The sequence below is a fragment of the Bradyrhizobium sp. CCBAU 45384 genome (assembly GCF_028128665.1).
GTDB lineage: Bacteria > Pseudomonadota > Alphaproteobacteria > Rhizobiales > Xanthobacteraceae > Bradyrhizobium > Bradyrhizobium manausense.
Map to the genome: position 1 here is coordinate 326,046 of NZ_LBIZ01000120.1, position 19,575 is coordinate 345,620.

The 19,575-nt window shown below is 65.5% G+C and carries 17 protein-coding genes; 9 read left to right on the plus strand and 8 right to left on the minus strand.

Going from position 1 to position 19,575, the window contains the following annotated elements; genetic code table 11:
- Window positions 1-13: 13 nt before the first annotated feature.
- The gene (locus XH80_RS41280; RefSeq protein WP_271603577.1) at window positions 14-2,035 is read right to left on the minus strand and encodes a YgiQ family radical SAM protein; all 2,022 of its coding nucleotides are present in this window, start codon (window positions 2,033-2,035) and stop codon (window positions 14-16) included.
- A 262-nt stretch (window positions 2,036-2,297) separates the two neighbouring features.
- Here XH80_RS41280 and XH80_RS41285 point away from each other — a divergent pair, with 262 nt between their 5' ends.
- Window positions 2,298-2,462 carry a hypothetical protein gene (locus XH80_RS41285; RefSeq protein ID WP_271603578.1) on the plus strand — a complete coding sequence of 55 codons (165 nt, stop codon included), beginning with the start codon at window positions 2,298-2,300 and terminating at the stop codon, window positions 2,460-2,462.
- Between the two features lie 7 nt (window positions 2,463-2,469).
- Here the strand turns inward: XH80_RS41285 and XH80_RS41290 are convergent, their stop codons facing one another.
- Complete coding sequence (locus tag XH80_RS41290) at window positions 2,470-3,147, minus strand: GntR family transcriptional regulator (protein WP_271603579.1); 678 nt, start codon at window positions 3,145-3,147, stop codon at window positions 2,470-2,472.
- 8 nt (window positions 3,148-3,155) lie between these two features.
- A complete protein-coding gene (locus XH80_RS41295) occupies window positions 3,156-4,568 on the minus strand; it encodes an FAD-binding oxidoreductase (RefSeq protein ID WP_271603580.1) in 1,413 nt (470 codons plus the stop codon).
- A gap of 168 nt (window positions 4,569-4,736) precedes the next feature.
- Between XH80_RS41295 and XH80_RS41300 the strand changes: the two genes are divergently transcribed.
- Window positions 4,737-5,621, plus strand: a complete 885-nt coding sequence (locus tag XH80_RS41300) for a dihydrodipicolinate synthase family protein (protein ID WP_271617977.1) — start codon at window positions 4,737-4,739, stop codon at window positions 5,619-5,621.
- Here XH80_RS41300 and XH80_RS41305 read toward each other — a convergent pair.
- The 4 genes from XH80_RS41305 to XH80_RS41320 are packed head-to-tail and all read right to left on the minus strand — an operon-like array spanning window position 5,618 to window position 8,251.
- Window positions 5,618-6,859, minus strand: a complete 1,242-nt coding sequence (locus XH80_RS41305) for an MFS transporter (protein WP_271603582.1) — start codon at window positions 6,857-6,859, stop codon at window positions 5,618-5,620. The two genes, XH80_RS41300 and XH80_RS41305, sit on opposite strands and share 4 nt — an antisense overlap.
- Entirely contained in the window at window positions 6,856-7,185 is a 330-nt protein-coding gene (locus tag XH80_RS41310; RefSeq protein WP_271603583.1) for a hypothetical protein, read from the minus strand. The genes XH80_RS41305 and XH80_RS41310 overlap by 4 nt, the downstream gene beginning before the upstream one ends.
- A complete protein-coding gene (locus XH80_RS41315) occupies window positions 7,182-7,751 on the minus strand; it encodes an isochorismatase family protein (RefSeq protein WP_271603584.1) in 570 nt (189 codons plus the stop codon). The genes XH80_RS41310 and XH80_RS41315 overlap by 4 nt, the downstream gene beginning before the upstream one ends.
- Before the next feature lie 35 nt (window positions 7,752-7,786).
- The gene (locus XH80_RS41320) at window positions 7,787-8,251 is read right to left on the minus strand and encodes a MarR family winged helix-turn-helix transcriptional regulator (protein WP_271603585.1); all 465 of its coding nucleotides are present in this window, start codon (window positions 8,249-8,251) and stop codon (window positions 7,787-7,789) included.
- A gap of 389 nt (window positions 8,252-8,640) precedes the next feature.
- Between XH80_RS41320 and XH80_RS41325 the strand changes: the two genes are divergently transcribed.
- A complete protein-coding gene (locus tag XH80_RS41325) occupies window positions 8,641-10,974 on the plus strand; it encodes a TonB-dependent siderophore receptor (RefSeq protein WP_271603586.1) in 2,334 nt (777 codons plus the stop codon).
- Window positions 10,975-10,976: 2 nt separating this feature from the next.
- The gene (locus tag XH80_RS41330) at window positions 10,977-12,209 is read left to right on the plus strand and encodes a PepSY-associated TM helix domain-containing protein (RefSeq protein ID WP_271603587.1); all 1,233 of its coding nucleotides are present in this window, start codon (window positions 10,977-10,979) and stop codon (window positions 12,207-12,209) included.
- On the opposite strand, the gene XH80_RS41335 is transcribed toward XH80_RS41330, so the two are convergent.
- On the minus strand, window positions 12,123-12,986 hold the full coding sequence (locus tag XH80_RS41335) for a LysR family transcriptional regulator (protein WP_271603588.1): 864 nt from the start codon (window positions 12,984-12,986) through the stop codon (window positions 12,123-12,125). The two genes, XH80_RS41330 and XH80_RS41335, sit on opposite strands and share 87 nt — an antisense overlap.
- 135 nt (window positions 12,987-13,121) lie before the next feature.
- Between XH80_RS41335 and XH80_RS41340 the strand changes: the two genes are divergently transcribed.
- The 5 genes from XH80_RS41340 (at window position 13,122) to XH80_RS41360 (ending at window position 19,508) form a co-directional block, all read left to right on the plus strand.
- Window positions 13,122-14,021 (plus strand): alpha/beta fold hydrolase, encoded by a 900-nt coding sequence (locus XH80_RS41340; protein WP_271603589.1) that lies wholly within the window; start codon window positions 13,122-13,124, stop codon window positions 14,019-14,021.
- A 213-nt stretch (window positions 14,022-14,234) separates the two neighbouring features.
- Window positions 14,235-15,467, plus strand: coding sequence for a rhodanese-like domain-containing protein (locus XH80_RS41345; RefSeq protein ID WP_271603590.1), 1,233 nt, complete (start codon window positions 14,235-14,237; stop codon window positions 15,465-15,467).
- A 99-nt stretch (window positions 15,468-15,566) separates the two neighbouring features.
- On the plus strand, window positions 15,567-16,811 hold the full coding sequence (serA, locus tag XH80_RS41350; protein WP_271603591.1) for a phosphoglycerate dehydrogenase: 1,245 nt from the start codon (window positions 15,567-15,569) through the stop codon (window positions 16,809-16,811).
- 219 nt (window positions 16,812-17,030) lie between these two features.
- On the plus strand, window positions 17,031-18,050 hold the full coding sequence (locus tag XH80_RS41355; protein ID WP_271603592.1) for a patatin-like phospholipase family protein: 1,020 nt from the start codon (window positions 17,031-17,033) through the stop codon (window positions 18,048-18,050).
- 3 nt (window positions 18,051-18,053) lie between these two features.
- Window positions 18,054-19,508 carry a GntP family permease gene (locus XH80_RS41360; RefSeq protein ID WP_271603593.1) on the plus strand — a complete coding sequence of 485 codons (1,455 nt, stop codon included), beginning with the start codon at window positions 18,054-18,056 and terminating at the stop codon, window positions 19,506-19,508.
- Window positions 19,509-19,575: the final 67 nt, after the last annotated feature.

The window sequence follows — 19,575 nt, forward strand, 5'->3', positions numbered from 1 at the left end:
GCGCGATAGCCTGCTACTTCATCAGCCGTATGCCCTTGGTCGTGAACTTCTGCGTCCTGCCGCCTGATCGAACGGGGCGCCTGGTGCCGGCGGCCTTGCCGGTGCCGGGCGGCTGGTGCGCCGGGACCAGCTGGTGCGGCTGCGAGCCGATCAGGTCGCGGCGGCCCATCTCGATCAAGGCCTCGCGCAGCACCGGCCAATTGTCGGGGTCGTGATAGCGCAGGAAGGCCTTGTGCAGGCGGCGCTGACGCAGGCCCTTGATCGCCTCGACCTTGTCGCTGCCGCCATGGCGCACGCCGCGCAAGGGATTGACGCCGGTGTGGTACATCGCCGTGGCGGTCGCCATCGGCGAGGGCAGGAAGGTCTGCACTTGATCCGCGCGATAGCGGTTCTTCTTCAGCCACAGCGCGAGGTTCATCATGTCCTCGTCGGTCGTGCCCGGATGCGCCGCGATGAAGTAGGGAATGAGATAGTATTTCTTGCCGGCCTTTTCAGCCGCTTCATCAAACATCCGCTTGAACTTGTTATAGGCGCCGATGCCGGGCTTCATCATCTTGTCGAGCGGGCCGCGCTCGGTATGTTCAGGCGCGATCTTCAGGTAGCCGCCGACGTGATGGGTAACGAGCTCCTTGATGTATTCGGGGCTCTCGACCGCGAGGTCGTAGCGCACGCCCGAGGCGACCATCACCTTCTTGATGCCTTTGGTCTCGCGCACCTTGCGATAGAGACGGATGAGATCATCATGCGAGGTGTTGAGGTTCGGGCAGATCTCTGGGAAGACGCAGGACGGCCGGCGGCACGCGGCCTCGACCTTCGGGTCCTTGCAGGCCATCCGGTACATGTTGGCGGTCGGGCCGCCGATGTCGGAGATCACGCCGGTGAAGCCCGGCGTCTTGTCGCGGATCTTCTCGATCTCGCGCAGGATCGAGCCTTCCGAGCGGTTCTGGATGATGCGGCCCTCATGCTCGGTGATCGAGCAGAAGGTGCAGCCGCCGAAACAGCCGCGCATGATCGTGACCGAGAACTTGATCATGTCCCAGGCGGGGATCTTGGCATCGCCATAGGAGGGATGCGGCGCGCGCGCGTAAGGCAGGTCGTAGACCGCGTCCATCTCCTCAGATGTCAGCGGGATCGGCGGCGGGTTGAGCCAGAGGTCGCGATCGCCGTGACGCTGCACCAGCGGCCGCGCATTGCCGGGATTGCTCTCACGATGCAGCACGCGTGAGGCGCGGGCATAGGCTTCCTTGTCCTGCTCGACCTGCTCCAGCGCCGGCAGGCGGATCACGGTCAGCCCCTTCTGGCGCGTGGCGCCTTCGTCGGCGGAATCGAGATCGTCGGCGTGCAGCTCGGTGTAGTCTTCAGGCACGCGGCGAAACAGCGCGACGCCCCTGATGTCGTCGAGTTCGCGCGGCGCCTCGCCGGCGGCGAGCCGATGCGCCACCTCGACGACGGCGCGCTCGGCATTGCCGTAGAGCAGGAGGTCGGCCTTGGCGTCGGCCAGCACCGAGCGACGCACCTTGTCCGACCAGTAATCGTAATGCGCGATCCGGCGCAGCGAGGCCTCGATGCCGCCGAGCACTACAGGCACATCCTTGAACGCCTCGCGGCAGCGTTGGGCGTAGACGATGGTGCAGCGGTCCGGCCGCTTGCCGCCTTCGCCGCCGGCGGTGTAGGCGTCGTCGCTGCGGATGCGCCGGTCCGCGGTGTAGCGGTTCACCATGGAATCCATGTTGCCGCCGGTGACGCCGAAGAAGACCTTTGGCTTGCCGAGCGCCTTGAATGGCTCGGCCGAGTGCCAGTCCGGCTGCGCAATGATGCCGACCCGGAAGCCCTGAGCCTCCAGCAGGCGCCCGATGATGGCCATGCCGAAGCTCGGATGGTCGACATAGGCGTCCCCGGTCACCAGCACGATGTCGCATTCGTCCCAGCCGAGCGCGTCCATCTCGGCGCGGCTCATCGGGAGGAACGGCGCGGGCTTGCGCGGGCGCGCGCTCGCCATCAGGGGCTTTTCGGCGGTGATGATCTGGGTGTCCATGGCGCCAAGGCATAGGACTCCGGCCGCGCGAATACAACCGACGCTCGCGTGAAAGATGCCGGTTCCGTCCTCATTCGGGCGCATTAACCCTTCGCCTACCCGGCCGGGCTCGGGCGCCGTGGCTGGCTCGCCTGCCGCGGTTCATTTGCAGGAACGATCCGGCTCCGCGCACATTCTGACTTACGGGATCGTGGCGAGCCCCGCTTGCGCGCGCCCGTGTCCGGGATCTGCCTCGATATTCGCCTCGGGCGATGGGGGAACTGTGAGTACAGTCATAGAGAACTTGCTGTCGCGGAAGCAGAAGCTTGTCGAACAGCTCGAGAAGGCGCAGGCGGTCGAGGACCGCGACAAAATTGAGCACCAGCTCGAACAGATCAACACAGCGCTGGATTTCCTCGACAGGCCGGGGCCGGAGAGCGGGAAGTAGAAGCCGCTCAATTCGCCGGCGTCTCCACCTTCAACGCTTTGGCGTAGACCACGCCGGAATTCGTGATGTGCGTCGTCATCGTCGCTTCGAACGCCGCAAATTCGCCGCGCGCGAACAGATCGAGCAGCTTGCGGTGCTCATCGAATGACGAGCGGGTGCGCACGTCGATCGGTGAGGTCAGGTTGGTGCGCAGTGCCGCCACGCGCCCCGAGACGAGCTGGTAGGATTCGGCGAGGTAGCGGTTGCCGCAATGCACGAACAGGCCTTCGTGAAAGGCGGCGTCGGCGCGGCCATAGGCGATGTTGTCCCTGGCCTCGACCGCCGGCTCCATCGCCGCGATCGCATCGCTCAGCGTCGCGATGGCGCCGTCGCGATCGTGGCGGAACGCGAGCTCTGCGGCCTTGGGCTCGAGCGCGATCCTGAAAGTGCAGAGCGCGGTAATGTCCTCCGCGCTCGGCGTGAACACGAAGCTACCCACCTGGGGCCGGATCACAACCAACCCCTGTGCCTGCAACTGGCCCATCGCCTCGCGCACCGGCGTGCGGCTGACTCCGAAAGAGTTCGCCACCATCTCCTCGGAGATGGCAGCCCCGAGCGCGAACTCGCCGTCGATGATGGCCTGCCGCAGCCGTAGCATCACCCGCTGCGACAGCGATTTCGGCGTATCGAGCCTGAGCGATCGCATGGATGCTCTCAGATCACCTTGCCGGGGTTGAGAAGATGATCGGGATCGAGCGCGGCCTTCAGCGTCCGCATCAGCGCGATCTCCGCCTCGCTGCGGGCGTGGCCGAGCCACTTCTTCTTCAGCGTGCCGATGCCGTGCTCGGCCGAGACGCTGCCGCCCAGCTCGCGCACGAGGCCATAGATGATCGCGTCCATCTCCTCCTTCGGCTGCTGCTCGACGGGAAGGCCCGTGACCCAGGAGACGAGGTGCAGATTGCCGTCGCCGATATGGCCGTAATAGACGCTTTCGCAGTCCTTGATGCCGTCAGCGAGCGCTGCCTTGCAGCGCGTGACGAACTCGTCCATCCGCGCCACCGCAAGACCGATATCGTAGGAGATGTGCGGCCCCAGCACCTGGCCGAACTCGGCGCAGATGTCGCGCACGCGCCAGAACGCCTGCGTCTGCGCCAGCGATTGCGCCACGGCCGCATCGACCAGCAGCCCGCGCTCCATCAGCTCTTCGAGCCAGGCCTGGAAGCGCGGCGCATCGACGCTCTCGTCGGTGCCCTGCGCCTCGACCAGCACGTAGAGACCCTGGTCCGCGGCGACCGGCGGCTTGACGCCGGCGCGGGTCGTGATCGCGTCCCAATAATCCGGCCACATCACTTCGAATGCAGAGAGCAGCGGGCCCAGTCCGCTGCGGGCGGCATCGAGCAGCGCGATGACGGCGGCATAGTCCTTCAATGCGCACAGCGCAGCCATGGTCGAGCGCGGCTTCGGAAACAGTTTCAGCACGACGCGGGTGATGATGCCGAGCGTGCCTTCCGAGCCGATGAAGAGATGCTTCAAATCGTAGCCGGCATTGTTCTTCATCAGCTTGTTGAGGCTGGTGATGATGGTGCCATCAGGCAAGACGACTTCGAGGCCGAGCACCAGCTCGCGCGTCATGCCGTAGCGGATCACGCGGTTGCCGCCGGCATTGGTGGAGAGGTTGCCGCCAATGGCGCAGGAGCCGCGCGAGCCGAGGTCGAGCGGAAAGAAGAAGCCGGCCTCGTCAGCGGCTTTCTGGATCGTCTCGAGCGGCGTGCCTGATTTGACGGTCATCGTCATCGACGCGCGGTCGATCTCCTCGATGCCGGTCATCCGCTCCAGCGAGATCGCGACCCAGCCCGCCTCAGGCGAAGCGCCGCGGCAGAGCCCGGTCAGGCCGCCCTGCGGTACGAACGGCAGGCGCGCCTGCCGGCAGGTCGCAATCGCATCGGCAACGCCCTGCGCATCGAGCGGGCGGATCACCGCAAGCGGCGTTTGCGGCAGGCTCGCGCTCCAGTCGTTGCAATTGCGCGCGGGCACTTCGCTGCCGGTCAGCACGGCCGCAGCGCCGAGCTTGTCGCGCAAGGCGGCAAGCAACGGCTCCGGATGTCCGACGGGGCTCACCATATTCATGCGAGACCTCCTCCAAATTTGGCTGCGCCTCATGCGCGCCGTGACGGCTGAAATGGTTTGCGTTCATCTTGTATGTAAGGTACAAGACGAAAAGTAAAGAAAAAACAAGGTCGATAAGCCCTCGACGATCGCGAGTTTATTCGGGGAGCTGCAACAATGGGTGGCGCTATGACGGAGGCAATTCGCGGGTTCTGGGTGGCGTCGGCAACGCCGCTGGCGGCAGACGGCAGTGTAGATTCCGTCAAGCTTGTCGCCCATGCCCAGCAGCTGTTCGGCAAGGGCGTGGACGGCGTCGTGCTGTTCGGAACCACCGGCGAGGGCACCTCCTTCAACGTCACCGAGCGTGTCGCCACCATCGAAGCCGTGCTCAAGGCCGGCGTGCCGGCGGAACGCATTGGCATCGGCGGTGGCTTTCCTGCCATCAGCGACAGCATCGCACTGACGCGCGCCGTGCTCGGTCTCGGCCTGCGGCACGTTCTGATCCTGCCGCCGTATTTCGATCGCAGCGCCACGCCTGAAGGTATCGAAGATGCCTTCGCCGCCGTCATCGACGGCGCAGCCGATGATCGCCTGCGTGCCTATCTCTATCACATCCCGCAGATATCAGGCGTCGCGATCCCGACACGCGTCGCCGCGAGTCTGCGCAAGCGTTACGGCAAGGTGGTTGCGGGCCTGAAGGACTCCAGCGGCGACTTCAAACAATTCCAGGCCTTCCGCGCAGCGGCGCCCGAGCTCGCCATCACCGTCGGCAACGAAACCGACATCGCGCGCGCGATCGCTGGAGGCGGCGCCGGCACCATCTGCGGCATGGCCAATATCGCACCGGAGCTGGTCAAGGCGATGATCGACGGCAAGGACGTCGAGGCGCGCATGCAGGCCGCTGTCGATATCGTGGTGAAGTCGCCGTCTTTCCTGACGACGCTGAAGGCCATCCTCGCCGCGCAGACCGGGGACGCCGGCTGGCTCCGCGTGCGTCCGCCGCTGCGCGCTTTGTCTGACGGAGCCGCGCTCAAGGCAAAGCTCGACGAGCTGACCCGGCCTGCGCTGGTCTAAGCGCGCGCTTGATCGCTCTGATCAACCGCAGTGCTCGCCGACATGGCGCGGGCCACGACCAGCGCCGCCGCAAAACCGGCCACAGCCCCCACGCCGAGCGCCCAGCGCGGGCCGAGATGATCTGCGACCCATCCAACGATTGGTGCGCCGATTGGCGTGCCGCCCAGCGCGACGCCGAGCCGCAGCGCCATCACCCGCCCCCTCATGTGCGGCTCGGTGGAGAGCTGCATCACGGCGTTCGAGGTATTGGTGACCGTCAGCGCCGCGACTCCGATCAGGACCAGCGTGCCTGCGAACAGCCAGTAGCTCGGCGCAAGCGCGGCCAGCGTGCACCCCGCCCCGAACGTTGCGGCGCCCATCAGCAACGAGATGAAACGCGGCTGGGCGCGCCCGGCGGCCAATAGCGCGCCGGAGATCGTGCCGACCGCCATCGTCGACGACAACAGCCCAAAGCCGCGTGCGTCGGTGTGGAAGACGCTGACCGCCATGGTCGAGATGAAAATCCGGAAGTTCAGCCCGAACGTGCCGATCAGGAAAAGCATGATCATGATCGCCCTGAGATCCCTGCGCGACCACACGTAGCGAAACCCTTCCGTCATGCCGCCCTTGATCCGGTGCGCGCGTGCATTCGGGCGAAGCTCCGATTTGCGCAGCAGTGCGAGCGAGCAGGGCACCGCCACGAAGGATGCGGCGTTGAGCAGGAAGGCCCAGCCAGTGCCGATTGAAGAGATGACGATCCCCGCGATCGCCGGCCCGACCATGCGCGCAGCATTGAAGGACGTCGAGTTCAAGGCGATCGCATTGGAGAGCTCCCCGTCACCGACGAGCTCGGCCACGAAAGTCTGGCGCACCGGGGCATCGAAGGCCGCGGCACAGCCGAACAGGAAGGCGAACACATAGACGTGCCAGAGCTGCACAAGGCTGGTGACCGTGAGAAGGCCGAGCACCAGCGCCAGCAGTCCCATCGTCGCCTGCGTAGCAACCAGAAGCCGCCGCTGATTGAAGTGGTCGGCGGCAAAACCGGTCCACGGCATCAGCAGGAGCTGCGGTCCGAACTGGAGCGCCATCACGATGCCGACGGCCTGCGCATTGTGTCGTGTCAGGTCGGTGAGAACGAGCCAGTCCTGAGCCGCGCGTTGCATCCAAGTTCCGGTGTTGGATACCAGCGCCCCTGCAGCCCATACACGGTAATTGTAGTTCCGCAGTGAGCGGAATGTGCCCGCGCCCGGCAGGCTCACGAACCCGTGGGCAGGTTGCCACCATGGAACCTGCCGAACCGCCGCGCGAGAAAGAGGCTCAGAAGCAGCGCGCCGAGCCCGAGCGCGATGACATCGCCGGTGTCCAGCAAGGCGAACTCTCCGACGCGGCAGACGAGGAGATATCCCACGATCAGGTTGAAGGATCCCCAGAGCACATTCACCGTCGACGAAGACAGTCCTTCTCCCGGCGGCTTCGCGAATGGCGTCTGGAACGGTTCCCCGCGCTGGCCGCTGACGAGATGAGGAACCGCGTTCGCAAGAAATGCGCCGCCCCAAAAATAAGAAATGAGATGAAGCCAGTTCATGCCTGCGCACTCCGTGTTGCCAGAAAATCGATGATCGCCTGTGTCGGGCCGCTCTCGCCGAGCCGCGGAAAAACATTTGCGATGCTGTAGTCGTGCGCCTCGGCGCGCCGATCGGTCATGGCGTCGATGGCGAGGGTAACATTGAAGCCCGCTTCGTAAGCCTGCCGAGCAGTGGATTCGACGCCGGTGCCGGTAGCGATACCGGCGATGACGACCTGCGTGACGCCGCGCCGCCGCAGCTGGTCCTCAAGGTCGGTGTTGACGAATGCGCCCCAAGTCCGCTTGGTCACGATGATATCGCTTGGCTGTTGATCGAGTTCGGGAATGAGATCGGTCCATCCGCCGGGGAATGGACCTCCGGGACGCGGCCGCTCGGTGCGGCCCGGCGCGCCGCCGGCGACATTCACCAGCACGACCGGCAGGCGATGCCGCCGAAACGTGGCCGCAAGCGTGCCGGCGCGCGCGATGACATCTCCGATGGGATGGACGGACGGGAGACCGACGATGCCGCGTTGCAGGTCGACGATGATGAGCGCGGTGATCGGGTCGAGCGTTGTTAGTACCATCGTGGCGTCCTTCCGGTAGCTGCAATGAGGCAGCTTCAATCGTCGACGAGCCGCTTGAGCAGGGAGACGGCGGCGGCGAGTTCGTCCTGCTCTCGCGGTGACAGCCGGGCCGAAATGGTCCGTGAGAGCCAATCCTGACGGGCGGCGCGACCAATCCGGATCCACTCGCGGCATGCCTTGGTCAATGACAGGATGGTTTGACGGCCGTCGCTCGGATCGGGCGCGCCACCGACGAGGCCCGCGGCCAGAAGTGCGGCGACCGCGGTGCTCATCGATTGCGGGCGCATCTTCTCCGATCGCGCCAGGCTCGACACCGTGGCGGGGCCATCCTTTTCCAGGCGCAGCAGGATCGACACCTGGGATGGCGTCAATTCTTCTGGGCCTGCCTGCTCGCGGAGCCGGCGCTTCAGCTTTCCGACCAGGGAACGGAGGTCTTCTGCAAGTGCGCCCGCGCGCGCGGACGGGCGTTGGTCCGATGAGCCGATCATCGTCGAATGCATGGCATATGTGAAGATAATCTGCAAAGCTTAGCTGAGCAGTTATTCTGAACAAAAAGACGTGAGGCGGGCGCCCGCCGGCGCGGAGGCGCCGGGTAGCGCTTGCGCGAGCGCGCGGGGCTTGCGGAGCAGAATGCGGCACCGTCTCGCGTCATTGACGTAACGTCAGCCTCGACAATGAGCAGATGCGCTTGGTTCATGCGTGCCTCATTTGCGGATGCTGCAATTCGCGCCCGCGCGTCGCGACTACGGTCAGCGCGTCATCATGCGATCGTGCCCGTTGTTAGAACCATTCAACACTAGAGCTATTCAAGTCCGCCGACGGTTCTCTTCATTCGCAGCCGCTGCTAGATGCGCGAGCGCCAATGCTGTGACTTGGAAGTGAATCGAAAGTGCGTGCCCTTGTGGATGGCTCTCGCGTCAGAGGTCATCGAAATCGCTGCGGCAGGAGCCGCGCCAGCCTGCTCGTCGGCGCAGCCTTGCTGCTCGCTGAAATTCCTCTCAACCGCGCGATCGCGCAGGCGCAAACAGCGCTCCCGCCGGTGAATGTGGATGCACCGGCGCCGCGGCCGAAACCGTCGCGCGCGTCGCAGCAGTCCCGACAACGGACGCAGGCGCTTGCGCGCCGCACCCCAACGGTCATTCCGCCCGCGCTCCCGACATTGTCGGAACGCGCCGCGGCGGAAGCAGCCGCACAGCAGGCCGCAAGGCTCGGCTATCGCGCGATGCCGAGCGCGAGCACGTTGCGCTCGGGCGCATCTCCGCTCGACACCTCACAATCCGTCAACGTCGTGCCTGCGCAGGTCCTGAAGGATCAGTTGCCCCGCAATATCGACGATGCGCTGGTCAACATCAGCGGCATCACCCAGACCAATACGCTCGCCGGAACGCAGGATGCGGTGATCCGCCGCGGCTTCGGCGACAATCGGGACGGCTCAATCATGCGCAACGGCATGCCGCTGGTGCAGGGGCGCAGCCTGAACGCAGCCGTCGACAGTGTCGAGGTGCTGAAGGGACCGGCCTCGCTACTCTATGGCATCATGGATCCCGGCGGCATCGTCAACACAATCAGCAAGCGTCCCGAGCTTTACCAGCACGGTTCGGTCACGCTGCTCGGCTCGACCTACGCCAACAACCGCAACGGCGCCGACGGCACGCTCGACGTCACCGGCCCGATCGGCGATGGCGGGCTCGCTTATCGCTTCATCGGCTACGGCGTCAGCGAAGACTATTGGCGCAATTTCGGCCGTCACCGGGACATGCTGGTGAACCCGTCGCTCGCCTGGTACGGCGAGACCACGACGGTCCAGCTCACTTATGAGCATCGGGAGTTCATCACCCCGTTCGATCGCGGCACCGCTTTCGTCAAGGGCGCGCCGCTGGCGATCCCGGCGACGCGCCGGCTGGATGAGCCCTTCAACAATATGTGGGGCTCGTCCGATCTGGTGCAGGGCTCGGTCGAGCAGAAGCTCGATGATCATTGGAAGGTCACGACGGCCTACAGCTACAACACCGAGACCTACAGCGCCAATCAGCTCCGGATCACCGGCATCAATGCTGCGACCGGTATTGAGACCCGCAGCAATGACGGCACCCAGAACTCGCTGAGCAACGTCAGCTACGGCACCTCCTACATGCAGGGGGACGTCTGGGTCGGCGGCTTCCGCAACGAGGTCCTGTTCGGCGGCGAGGCAATGTATCGCACGATCGATCGCCACGATTTGATCCGCCAGGCGACGCCGAGTTTCAATTTCTACAACCCGGTCTACGGGCGCGTCATACCCGGCACGACCATCTCGGCGACCGACAGCGAGCAGACCGACAAGCTCGGCACCCGCGGCTTGTTCGCGCAGGACACGTTCCATCTCACCAACTGGCTGTCCGTCGTCGGCGGCGTGCGCTGGATGCAATACGAGCAGCTCGCCGGAAAGGGCCGGCCTGTCTTCGTCACCAACACCAACCTTTCCGGCGACAAGGTGCTGCCGCTCGGCGGTGTCATCGTCAAGCTGAACGACGAGCTCTCTTACTATCTGAGCTACACGCAGTCGCTGAAGCCGACCTCGACCATTGCGCTCTTCACCGGTGCACCTATCGGCTTCGTCGTCGACTCCACCATTGCGCCTGAAGAAGGCACGCAATGGGAGACCGGCGTCAAGTTCGACGTCAACAAGCGGCTGTCCGGCACGCTTGCGGTCTACGACATCGAGAAGAAGAACGTGCTGGTCGCCGATCCCTTTAGCAGCGGTACGGTCTTGGTACGAACATCCGCGAAGGCGCGGTCGCGCGGTGTCGAGCTGGACGTCACCGGCCGGCTGACCGACGAATGGAGCATGATCGGCAGCTACGGCTATACCGACGCACGCCTGATCAACGATCCCGTCGTCGGCAACGCAAAATTGCTGAACGCCGCGATGAACACGGCCTCGCTCTATCTGGTCTACGATTTCGGCGACCGGCTCCCCGGTCGCCTGCGACTCGGCGGCGGCGCACATTATGCCGGTGACAGGCCGGGCGACTCCGCCAACACGTTCTTCCTTCCCGCTTATACCGTCGCGGACATCTTCGCGACCTACGACACCAGGGTCGACAAGGTGCCCGTGACCTATCAGTTCAACGTCAAGAACCTGTTCGACAAGGTCTACTACACCTCCACCACCGGAAACGCCCTGAACGTCGCGATGGGCGATGGCCGCCGAATCTCGCTGTCGGCGACGGTGAATTTCTAGCCATGGCGATACGACATCAGGCCGGACGCAAGATCAGCGCCGCGCTGCTCCAGGTCCATTCCATCGCGGGCCTCGTCCTCGCGCTGCTGCTCTCCTTGATCGCGCTCACCGGCGCGGTCATAAGCTTCGAGGACGAGATCGTCGACCATCTGAACGCCGGCATCATGCAGGTCGCGCCGCGCGCGATGCCGGCGCTGTCACCGGACGAGCTGGCGTCGCGCCTGAAGGTCGTGCCAGATGTTGGCAGGGTCGCCGGCATGACGCTCTCGAGCGATCCTGCGGCCGCCGTGCACATTCGCTTCGCGCGCGACGAGCCCGGCGGGCGGCCGTCGTCGCTCTATGTCGATCCCTATGACGGCCACGTCCTGGGTGTCCCGCGTGGCGAGGAATTTTTTGCGACGGTGCGCCGGCTGCATCGCTGGTTGCTGATATCAGGCGATGGCAAAGGATGGGGACGCCAGATCACAGGTGTTGCGGCGCTGGGTCTGATCCTGATGCTGGTCTCGGGCCTCGTTCTGCGCTGGCCGCGTCGCGCGAGCAGCATGAAGATGTGGCTGAAGCCGAATCTTGCGCTCAGCGGCCGTGGCCTGCACCGTTCGCTGCATGCCGTCATCGGCACCTGGGTGCTGCCGGTCTATCTGGTGATGGCCATCACAGGCCTCTGGTACTCGTTCGACTGGTACAAGGACGGCGTCGTCTGGTTGCTGGCACGCCCCCACGTGGCGGCGGCGAAGATGCAGCCGAAGCCGCCGCGTCCAGCCGGCCGGGCCGAGACGGCCGAGGCCGTCGGGTTCGATCGCGCGTGGGCGACCATCCAGCGTGAGAGTGGCGGTTTCGCCAGGGTTCAGCTCATCCTTCAGGCAGGTCCGGGCACGGTGATGCGGATCCGGTCGTGGCCAAAGGGCTCCACGCTCGAAAGCGAGCGCGACGAATTCCGCATCGACGCTGCGACAGGCCAGGTGATCTCCTCGGAACGCTACGCCGACAAGACGCTGGGCGAAAAAGCCATCGCAGGCGTGTTCGACATCCACCGCGGCGCGATCCTGGGCTGGCCCGGCAAGCTTGCGTTCATGATTGCCGCGGCGCTGATGCCACTGTTCGCGGTCACCGGCGTGCTCCTGTACCTGTCGCGCCGGAAGCTGCGGCCGTCACGCCAGCGCGCAGCGCTCGGCGATGATGCCGCCGATGGCGCGGGCGAACGGCAGGTTGCAGCCCTCGGCAATACCAAGAGCTAGCTCGACGGCGTTGAGTCGCGGCAGGCCCGCCAGATCACTCGCCTGCTGCAGCGATTTGCGCGCCCCGAGCTTGACCGGCAGCGCGGCATAACCAAGGCCGGCATTGACGGCGCCGACCAGCGCGGAAAGGCTGCGCGCCTCGCAGGCGACGCTGCAATCCCGTCCCATCAGGCGCAGGCTGCGCAGGGCTTCGCCACGATAGGCGCAGCCGTCCGCAAAGGCCACCAGCGGAACGGTATCGTCGGACCGGTTTGGCGCCGGCACCTTGCCGAACCATGCCATTGGTTCGAACGCGATCGCGGCGTCCGCGGCGTTCGAGGGGGCGCGCTTGTAGAAGGCGAGATCGAGCCGCCCATGATCGACGTCTTCGGCGAGTCGAGCCGACAGGTCGGTGCGCACCGATAGTTGTGCCTTGGGAAAGCGCGAGCGGATCTCGCCGACGGCAGACGCGAAATCGCGCTCGAGAAAATCGGCGGGCATGCCGAGCCTGATCGGCGCGTCCGAGGCCGGCCGGCGCATCGCGGTAACTGCACGCTCGTTGAGCGCGATCATCTCCCGCGCATGCGCGACGAGCTCGGCGCCCTTCACGGTTGGCCCGAGCACCCGGCCGCGCGCCCGCTCCAGCAAGGGACGGCCGACCATGGCTTCGAGCCGGGCGATCTGCAGGCTGATCGCGGATTGCGATCGCCCCAATCGCTCCGCCGCGCGCGAAAAGCTGTTGAGCTCGACGATGGCGAGCAGCGCGCGGAGCGTATCGAGATCGAGGGTTGTCGGCATGGAAAGCTCCGGCGCGGCGGGCGGTCAGAATGAGATTTATCAATCAAGCCATTGCAGAAATCAATTTCTCCCATGAGGCAGGCGCGCGCTATCAGGCATGCGCGCCAGTCGCAACCAGAGGCGCGGGGGAAACACATGCAGCGCCGCAACGTCCTGAAGGGTCTGGGTCTGACCGCTACCGCCGCCATCACGAACACTCCGGCGTTCGCGCAAGGCGCGGGAAGCGCTGCCAGCACTTCGCCATCGCCCTGGCCTTCACCGCAACTGGCGACCGGCAACCGGCTCGGCCATTGCCGCATCGGCAACGGATCCACGGTGTGCGTGGTGCTGCACGAATGGCTTGGCGATCACGTCAATTGGGAGCCGGTGCTGCCTTATCTCGATCCGGCACGCTGCACCATCGTGTTTGTGGATCTCAGGGGTTACGGCTGGTCGCGCGGCGAAAGCGGCAGCTACACGCTGGATGAGGCTGCGGCCGACGTGCTGCGTACCGCCGATGAGCTCGCCATCACCCGTTTCCATCTTGTCGGTCACTCGATGTCCGGTCTGGTGGCGCAGAAGATCGCGCTTCAGGCCGGGAGCCGGCTTCAGACCGTGACGCTGTTCTCGCCGGTGCCACCGACCGGCTTCCGCGCCGACGAGGCGGCGATGAAGGCGCTCAATGCCGTCATCGATGAGGACGAAGCGGCCGGGCGCGCGATCACGGCCCGCACCTCCAGCCGCTATGGTGCCGGCTGGTTGCGCCGCAAGCTCGCCATCGCGCGCGAGGCCTCGACGGTCGAGGCCAAGCGCGGCTATCTCACCATGTTCACGTCCTCCGCCATATCAGGCGAAACCCATGGGCTGGCCGCACCCCTGCATGTCGTGACCGGCGCGTTGGATATTCCGTTCTATCGCGGCGAGCCGCTACGCAATGCCTTTGCGCTCGCTTATCCCCGCGTTACCTTTGAGACCATCGACGACGCCGGACATTATTCCATGCTGGAGACCCCGGTGCGGGTTGCCAGCATCATCGAGAAGCAGTTGGCGGGCTGATCGGGCCGCCATGCGGCCGAATGACTAAAGCGCGATGAGATTGGGCTGAATCGTCATCGCGCTTTAGCTCTTTGTTTGAGCATGATCTCCGCGCAAACGCGATCCGCTGATGTCGCGAGGGAAAACCGCTTCACACTTTTCCGGATCATGCTCTAGCCAAGCTCGCTGCAATCGTTCAAAAGCCCATGGCCTGTCCTTACCAGGGTTCACGCCATGAAGCTTACGACCGTCACTCCCGCCGATGTCCGCCGCGCGCTCTTGTTGCGCGAGGAGATTGCGCTGCTCGATGTCAGGTTCGAGGCGGCCTTCGCCACCGGTCATCCGCTGTTTGCCGCCAACATGGCCGTGGACCGGATCGCGATCGAGGCCGCGGTGCGGCTGCCGCGCAAGAACGTGCCGGTGGTGCTCTATGACGATGGCGAGGGGCTGGTCGCTGCAGGCGCCGAACGCCTCGCCGCGCTCGGCTACGGCAATGTCCGCGCGCTCGATGGCGGGCTGAGGTCCTGGCGTGCGGCGGGCTACGAGGTGTTCGAGGACGTCAATTCCTATTCAAAGGCGTTCGGCGAGCTGGTCGAGGCGCGCCGTCACACGCCCTCGCTCGGCGCCGACGAGGTGGCAAAGCTGATCGCGGACAAGGCCAACATTGCCATCCTCGATGTTCGCCGCTTCGACGAATATGCGACCATGAACATCCCGGGCTCGATCAGCGTGCCCGGTGCCGAGCTGGTGCTGAGGGCCGGGCAGGCTGCGCCCGATCCAGACACCACCATCATCGTCAATTGTGCCGGCCGCACCCGCTCGATCATCGGCACCCAATCGCTGATCAATGCCGGCGTGCCCAACAAGGTGCGGGCGCTGCGCAACGGCACGATCGGCTGGACGCTGGCGCGGCACACGCTCGATCACGGCGCGGACAGGCGCGGCGCGATCGGCTCGTTCGAGGGCGGCCCGGCCAATGCGCGCGACGTCGCCTATCGCGCCGGCGTCCGCCATGTCGGCGCGAACGAGATGGCGGCGCTGGTCGCCGATACCAGCCGGACGCTCTATCGCTTCGACGTGCGCGGCGCCGAGGAATATGCGGCCGGTCACCTGCCGGGCTTTCGCCACTATCCCGGCGGCCAGCTGGTGCAGGAGACCGACATGGCGGCTCCGGTGCGGGGCGCGCGCATCGTGCTGACCGACGATAAGGGCGTGCGCGCCGACATGACGGCGTCCTGGCTCGCGCAGATGGGCTGGGAGGTTTATGTCCTCGAAGGCGGCTATGATGGCCCGCTCGAGGCCAGCCCGCCGCTGGTGCTGCCGAAGCCCGATCCGGCGCATCGCTACCGCCGGCCCTATGAGGGCACGGATGTTGCGGAGCAGGCGATGCAGGCCTATCTCGACTGGGAATATGGCCTCGTCGAGCAGCTCCGCCGCGACGGCACGCACGGGTTTTACGTGATCTGACTACCACCAGGCCACGATATTCCCGTATCCAAACCCTATTGTGCTCGGCCTCGTCCACGGTCTAAGAGCTGCGGCAAAGCCGTCATTTCAGGAGATTCCATGCCAGCCGCAGGCCAAAGCCCTGAGCGGAGCGCGAAGGCGCTGCTGCTTGAAGGTGTCAACGATAGCGCCGTGGATCTGTTCAAGGGCGCAGGCTTCACCAATGTCGAGCGTCTGACCAAGGCGCTGGATGGCGAGGCGCTGCGCCAGGCGCTCAAGGGCGTGTCGCTGCTCGGCATCCGCTCCCGCACCCAGATCACCGACGAGGTGCTGGAAGCGGCTGACGGGCTGCTCGCGGTCGGCTGCTTCAGCGTCGGCACCAACCAGGTTGATCTGCTGGCGGCGCGCAAGCGCGGCATTCCCGTGTTCAACGCGCCGTTCTCCAACACCCGCAGCGTCGCCGAGCTCGTGATCGGCGAGATCGTGATGCTGCTGCGGCAGATCTTTCCACGCTCGGTATCGGCCCATGGAGGCGGCTGGGACAAATCCGCGGCCGGCAGCCGCGAGGTGCGCGGTCGCACGCTCGGCATCATCGGCTATGGCAATATCGGCTCGCAGCTCTCGACGCTCGCCGAAGCCATGGGCATGCGGGTGATCTATTACGACCGCACCGACAAGCTCCGCCACGGCAACACCGAGCCGGTGGAGAAGCTGGAAGAGCTGCTGGCGCAGAGCGACATCGTCAGCCTGCACGTGCCGGAGACGCCGGAAACCGCGGGCATGATCGGCGAGAAGGAGCTGCGGGCGATGAAGTCTGGCGCGTTCCTGATCAACAACAGCCGCGGCACGGTGGTCGATCTCGATGCGCTCGCGGGCGCCTTGCGCGATGGCCACATCGCCGGTGCCGCCATCGACGTGTTTCCGGTCGAGCCGTCGTCGAATTCGGAGCGCTTCAAGAGCCCGGTACAGGGCCTCAACAATGTCATCCTCACTCCGCATGTCGGCGGCTCGACCGAGGAGGCGCAGGAGCGCATCGGCGGCGAAGTGGCGCGCAAGCTGGTCGACTATTTCATCACGGGATCGACCATGGGCGCGGTGAATTTCCCGGAGGTGCAGCTGCATCTGCGCCCCTCGGGCGCGCGCTTCAGCCACGTCCATCGCAACGTGCCGGGCATGTTGCGCCGGCTGAACGAGGTGTTCCTCCAGCGCGACATCAACATCGCCGCGCAATATCTGGAGACTGCCGGCGACCTCGGCTATGTCGTGCTCGATGCCGATCTCGGCGGCCAGGACTCCGGCGCGCTGCTGGCGCAGATCCGCGCCCTCGAAGGCACGGTCGGCGCGCGGCTGGTGTTCGAGCACTAGAGCATGATCCGGACCCGAAGGACCGGGTTAGCGCAAAGTGTGAAGCGGTTTTCCGAAAAGATCATGCTCAAACAAAGAGCTAAAGCGCGATGACGATTCTCGCGCTTTAGGTCTCGTCACGTTCCGGTTGCATTGTCCGGCCTAAACTCTCTAAACTGTACCGGCTTCGACGTGTTCCAATCACGTCGAATTTGAGCTTCAGTTGCGCGAGTGTCCGCCATGGAACGCGACGCCGTCCTGATCGATCTCGCACTTCAAGGCGGCGGTTCGCACGGCGCTTTCTCCTGGGGCGTGCTCGACCGCCTGCTGGAGGAGAACTGGCTCACCATCGCCGCGATCTCCGGCACGTCGGCCGGCGCGATGAATGCGGCGGTGCTGGCGGACGGCTGGACCGCCGGCGGCGCCGAGGGCGCGCGCAAGGCGCTTGAACGATATTGGCGCCGTGTCTCGAAGGCTGCCGCCTTCAGCCCATTGCAGCGCTCACCGCTCGACCGGCTGATGGGACGCTGGACGCTCGATACCTCGCCCTTCTACATCCTCACCGACCTGATGTCGCGGGTGCTGTCGCCCTACGACCTCAATCCGACCGGCTACAATCCGCTGCGCGCGGTGCTGGCGGAGAGCATCGACTTCGAGCGGCTCGCGCGCTCGCAGATCCAGCTCTTCGTCACCGCGACGCGCGTGCGCACGGGTCGCGGCCGCATCTTCCGCAACGCCGAGATCACGGCCGACGTGCTGCTCGCATCGGCCTGCCTGCCGACCATGTTTCGTGCGATCGAGATCGACGGCGAGCCTTACTGGGACGGCGGCTATGCCGGCAACCCGACCATCACGCCGCTGGTTCGCGAGAGCGACGCGCATGACACGATACTCGTTCAGATCAATCCAACCGAACGGCCGGAAGTGCCGCGCACCGCGGCGGAGATCCTCAACCGGCTCAACGAAATCTCCTTCAACTCGCCGCTGATGAAGGAGCTGCGCATGATCGCGCTGCTGCGCCAGGCCGCCGATCCCGGCAGCGGCGAGGGGGCGCGCTGGGCGAAGATGCGGACGCACCGGGTCAAGAGCGACATGCTGGCGAAGTTTGGCGCTTCGTCGAAGCTCAACGCGGAATGGGAGTTTGTCTCGTTGCTCCGCGCCGAGGGACGCCTGGCCGCGGATGCGTTTCTCCGCGAGCACGGCGCCGATGTCGGCCGGCAATCGACTGCCGATCTCGATGTTCTGCTGGCGGAGTGTTGAGGCATGGGTCTTCTCGGCCTGCTCGTCGGGCTCGGCCTGCTGGTGCTGTTCGCCTTTCGCGGCTGGAGCGTGCTTCTGCTCGCGCCCTTCGCCGCGCTGGTGGCGGCGTTGTTTGGCGGCGAGCCGCTGCTGGCGAACCTCACCCAGGTCTTCATGACGAATGCGGCAGCATTCCTTGCGCAGTTTTTTCCGATCTTCCTGCTCGGCGCCGTATTCGGCAAGCTGATGGATGACAGTGGCGCGGTGACATCGGTGGCCGACTTCATGGCCAAGCGTCTCGGTGAGCGCCGCGTGATCCTGGCCGTGGTGCTGGCCGGCGCCGCAGTGACTTACGGGGGTGTCAGCCTGTTCGTCGCGTTCTTCGTCATCGTGCCGATGGCCCGCTCGCTGTTTCGCGCGGCTGAAATTCCGCGCCGTCTGATTCCCGCTGCAATCGTGCTGGGGACGTCGACTTTCACCATGTCGGCTTTGCCGGGCACGCCGTCGATCCAGAATGCGATCCCAATGCCGTTCTTCGGCACGACGCCGTTTGCCGCGCCGGGCCTCGGGATCGTCGCATCCCTGATCATGCTCATGACCGGTTTGTGGTGGCTGCATCGCGCGGAGGCCAAGGCCAGGCGCGCCGGCGAGGGCTATGGCGACGAAGTCGAGGATGTGACCGAGCGCGCCGCGTCCGACGAGTTCGTGCGCGAGCGTGCGACGACGGCGCGCGAGTTCGATCCGGCGGAGCTGCAACATGGCCATCGCAGCGACCGAGCGTCGCCGATCCTGAACGCCGTCCTGCCGTTGATCGTCGTCGTCGCCGTCAATCTCCTGATGTCGCTCGTGGTGCTGCCGCGGCTCGATGTCAGCTACCTTGCCGAGCAACGCTTTGGCGAGACGTCGCTCGCAGCGGTTGCCGGCGTCTGGTCGGTCGCCGTGGCGCTAACCGCCGCCATCGTCACGACCATCGTGCTGAACTGGTCCCGCCTGCCGGCGTTGCGGCAGACCATGGACGCCGGCGCCAACGCCTCGGTGCTGCCGGCATTCAGCGTCGCGAGCCTGGTCGGGTTCGGCGCGGTCGTTGCCGCGCTGCCGGCGTTCACGACCGTGCGTGACTGGGTGCTGGCGATCGAAGGTGGCCCGCTGGTTTCGCTGGCGGTCGCGACCAACATCCTGGCCGCGCTGACCGGCTCGGCGTCAGGCGGCCTGACCATTGCCCTCGATGCGCTCGGCCAGACCTATGTGGAGCTGGCGTGGCGCACCGGCATCGACCTTGCCCTGATGCATCGCGTCGCTGTGATCGGCTCGGGAACGCTCGACATCCTGCCGCACAATGGCGCGGTGGTCAGCCTGCTCGCGATCTGCGGCCTGACGCATCGCGACAGCTATTTCGACATCGTGATGGTCGGCATCGTGACGTCGCTGCTGGCACTGGTGGCCGTGATCGCCCTGGGCAGTATGCTGGGATCGTTCTGAGACGATTGCGCAGGCGGTGGCGGGCGGCCTCGGCGGCCGTCAAGCGTGACGGCCGCGACAATTTCGT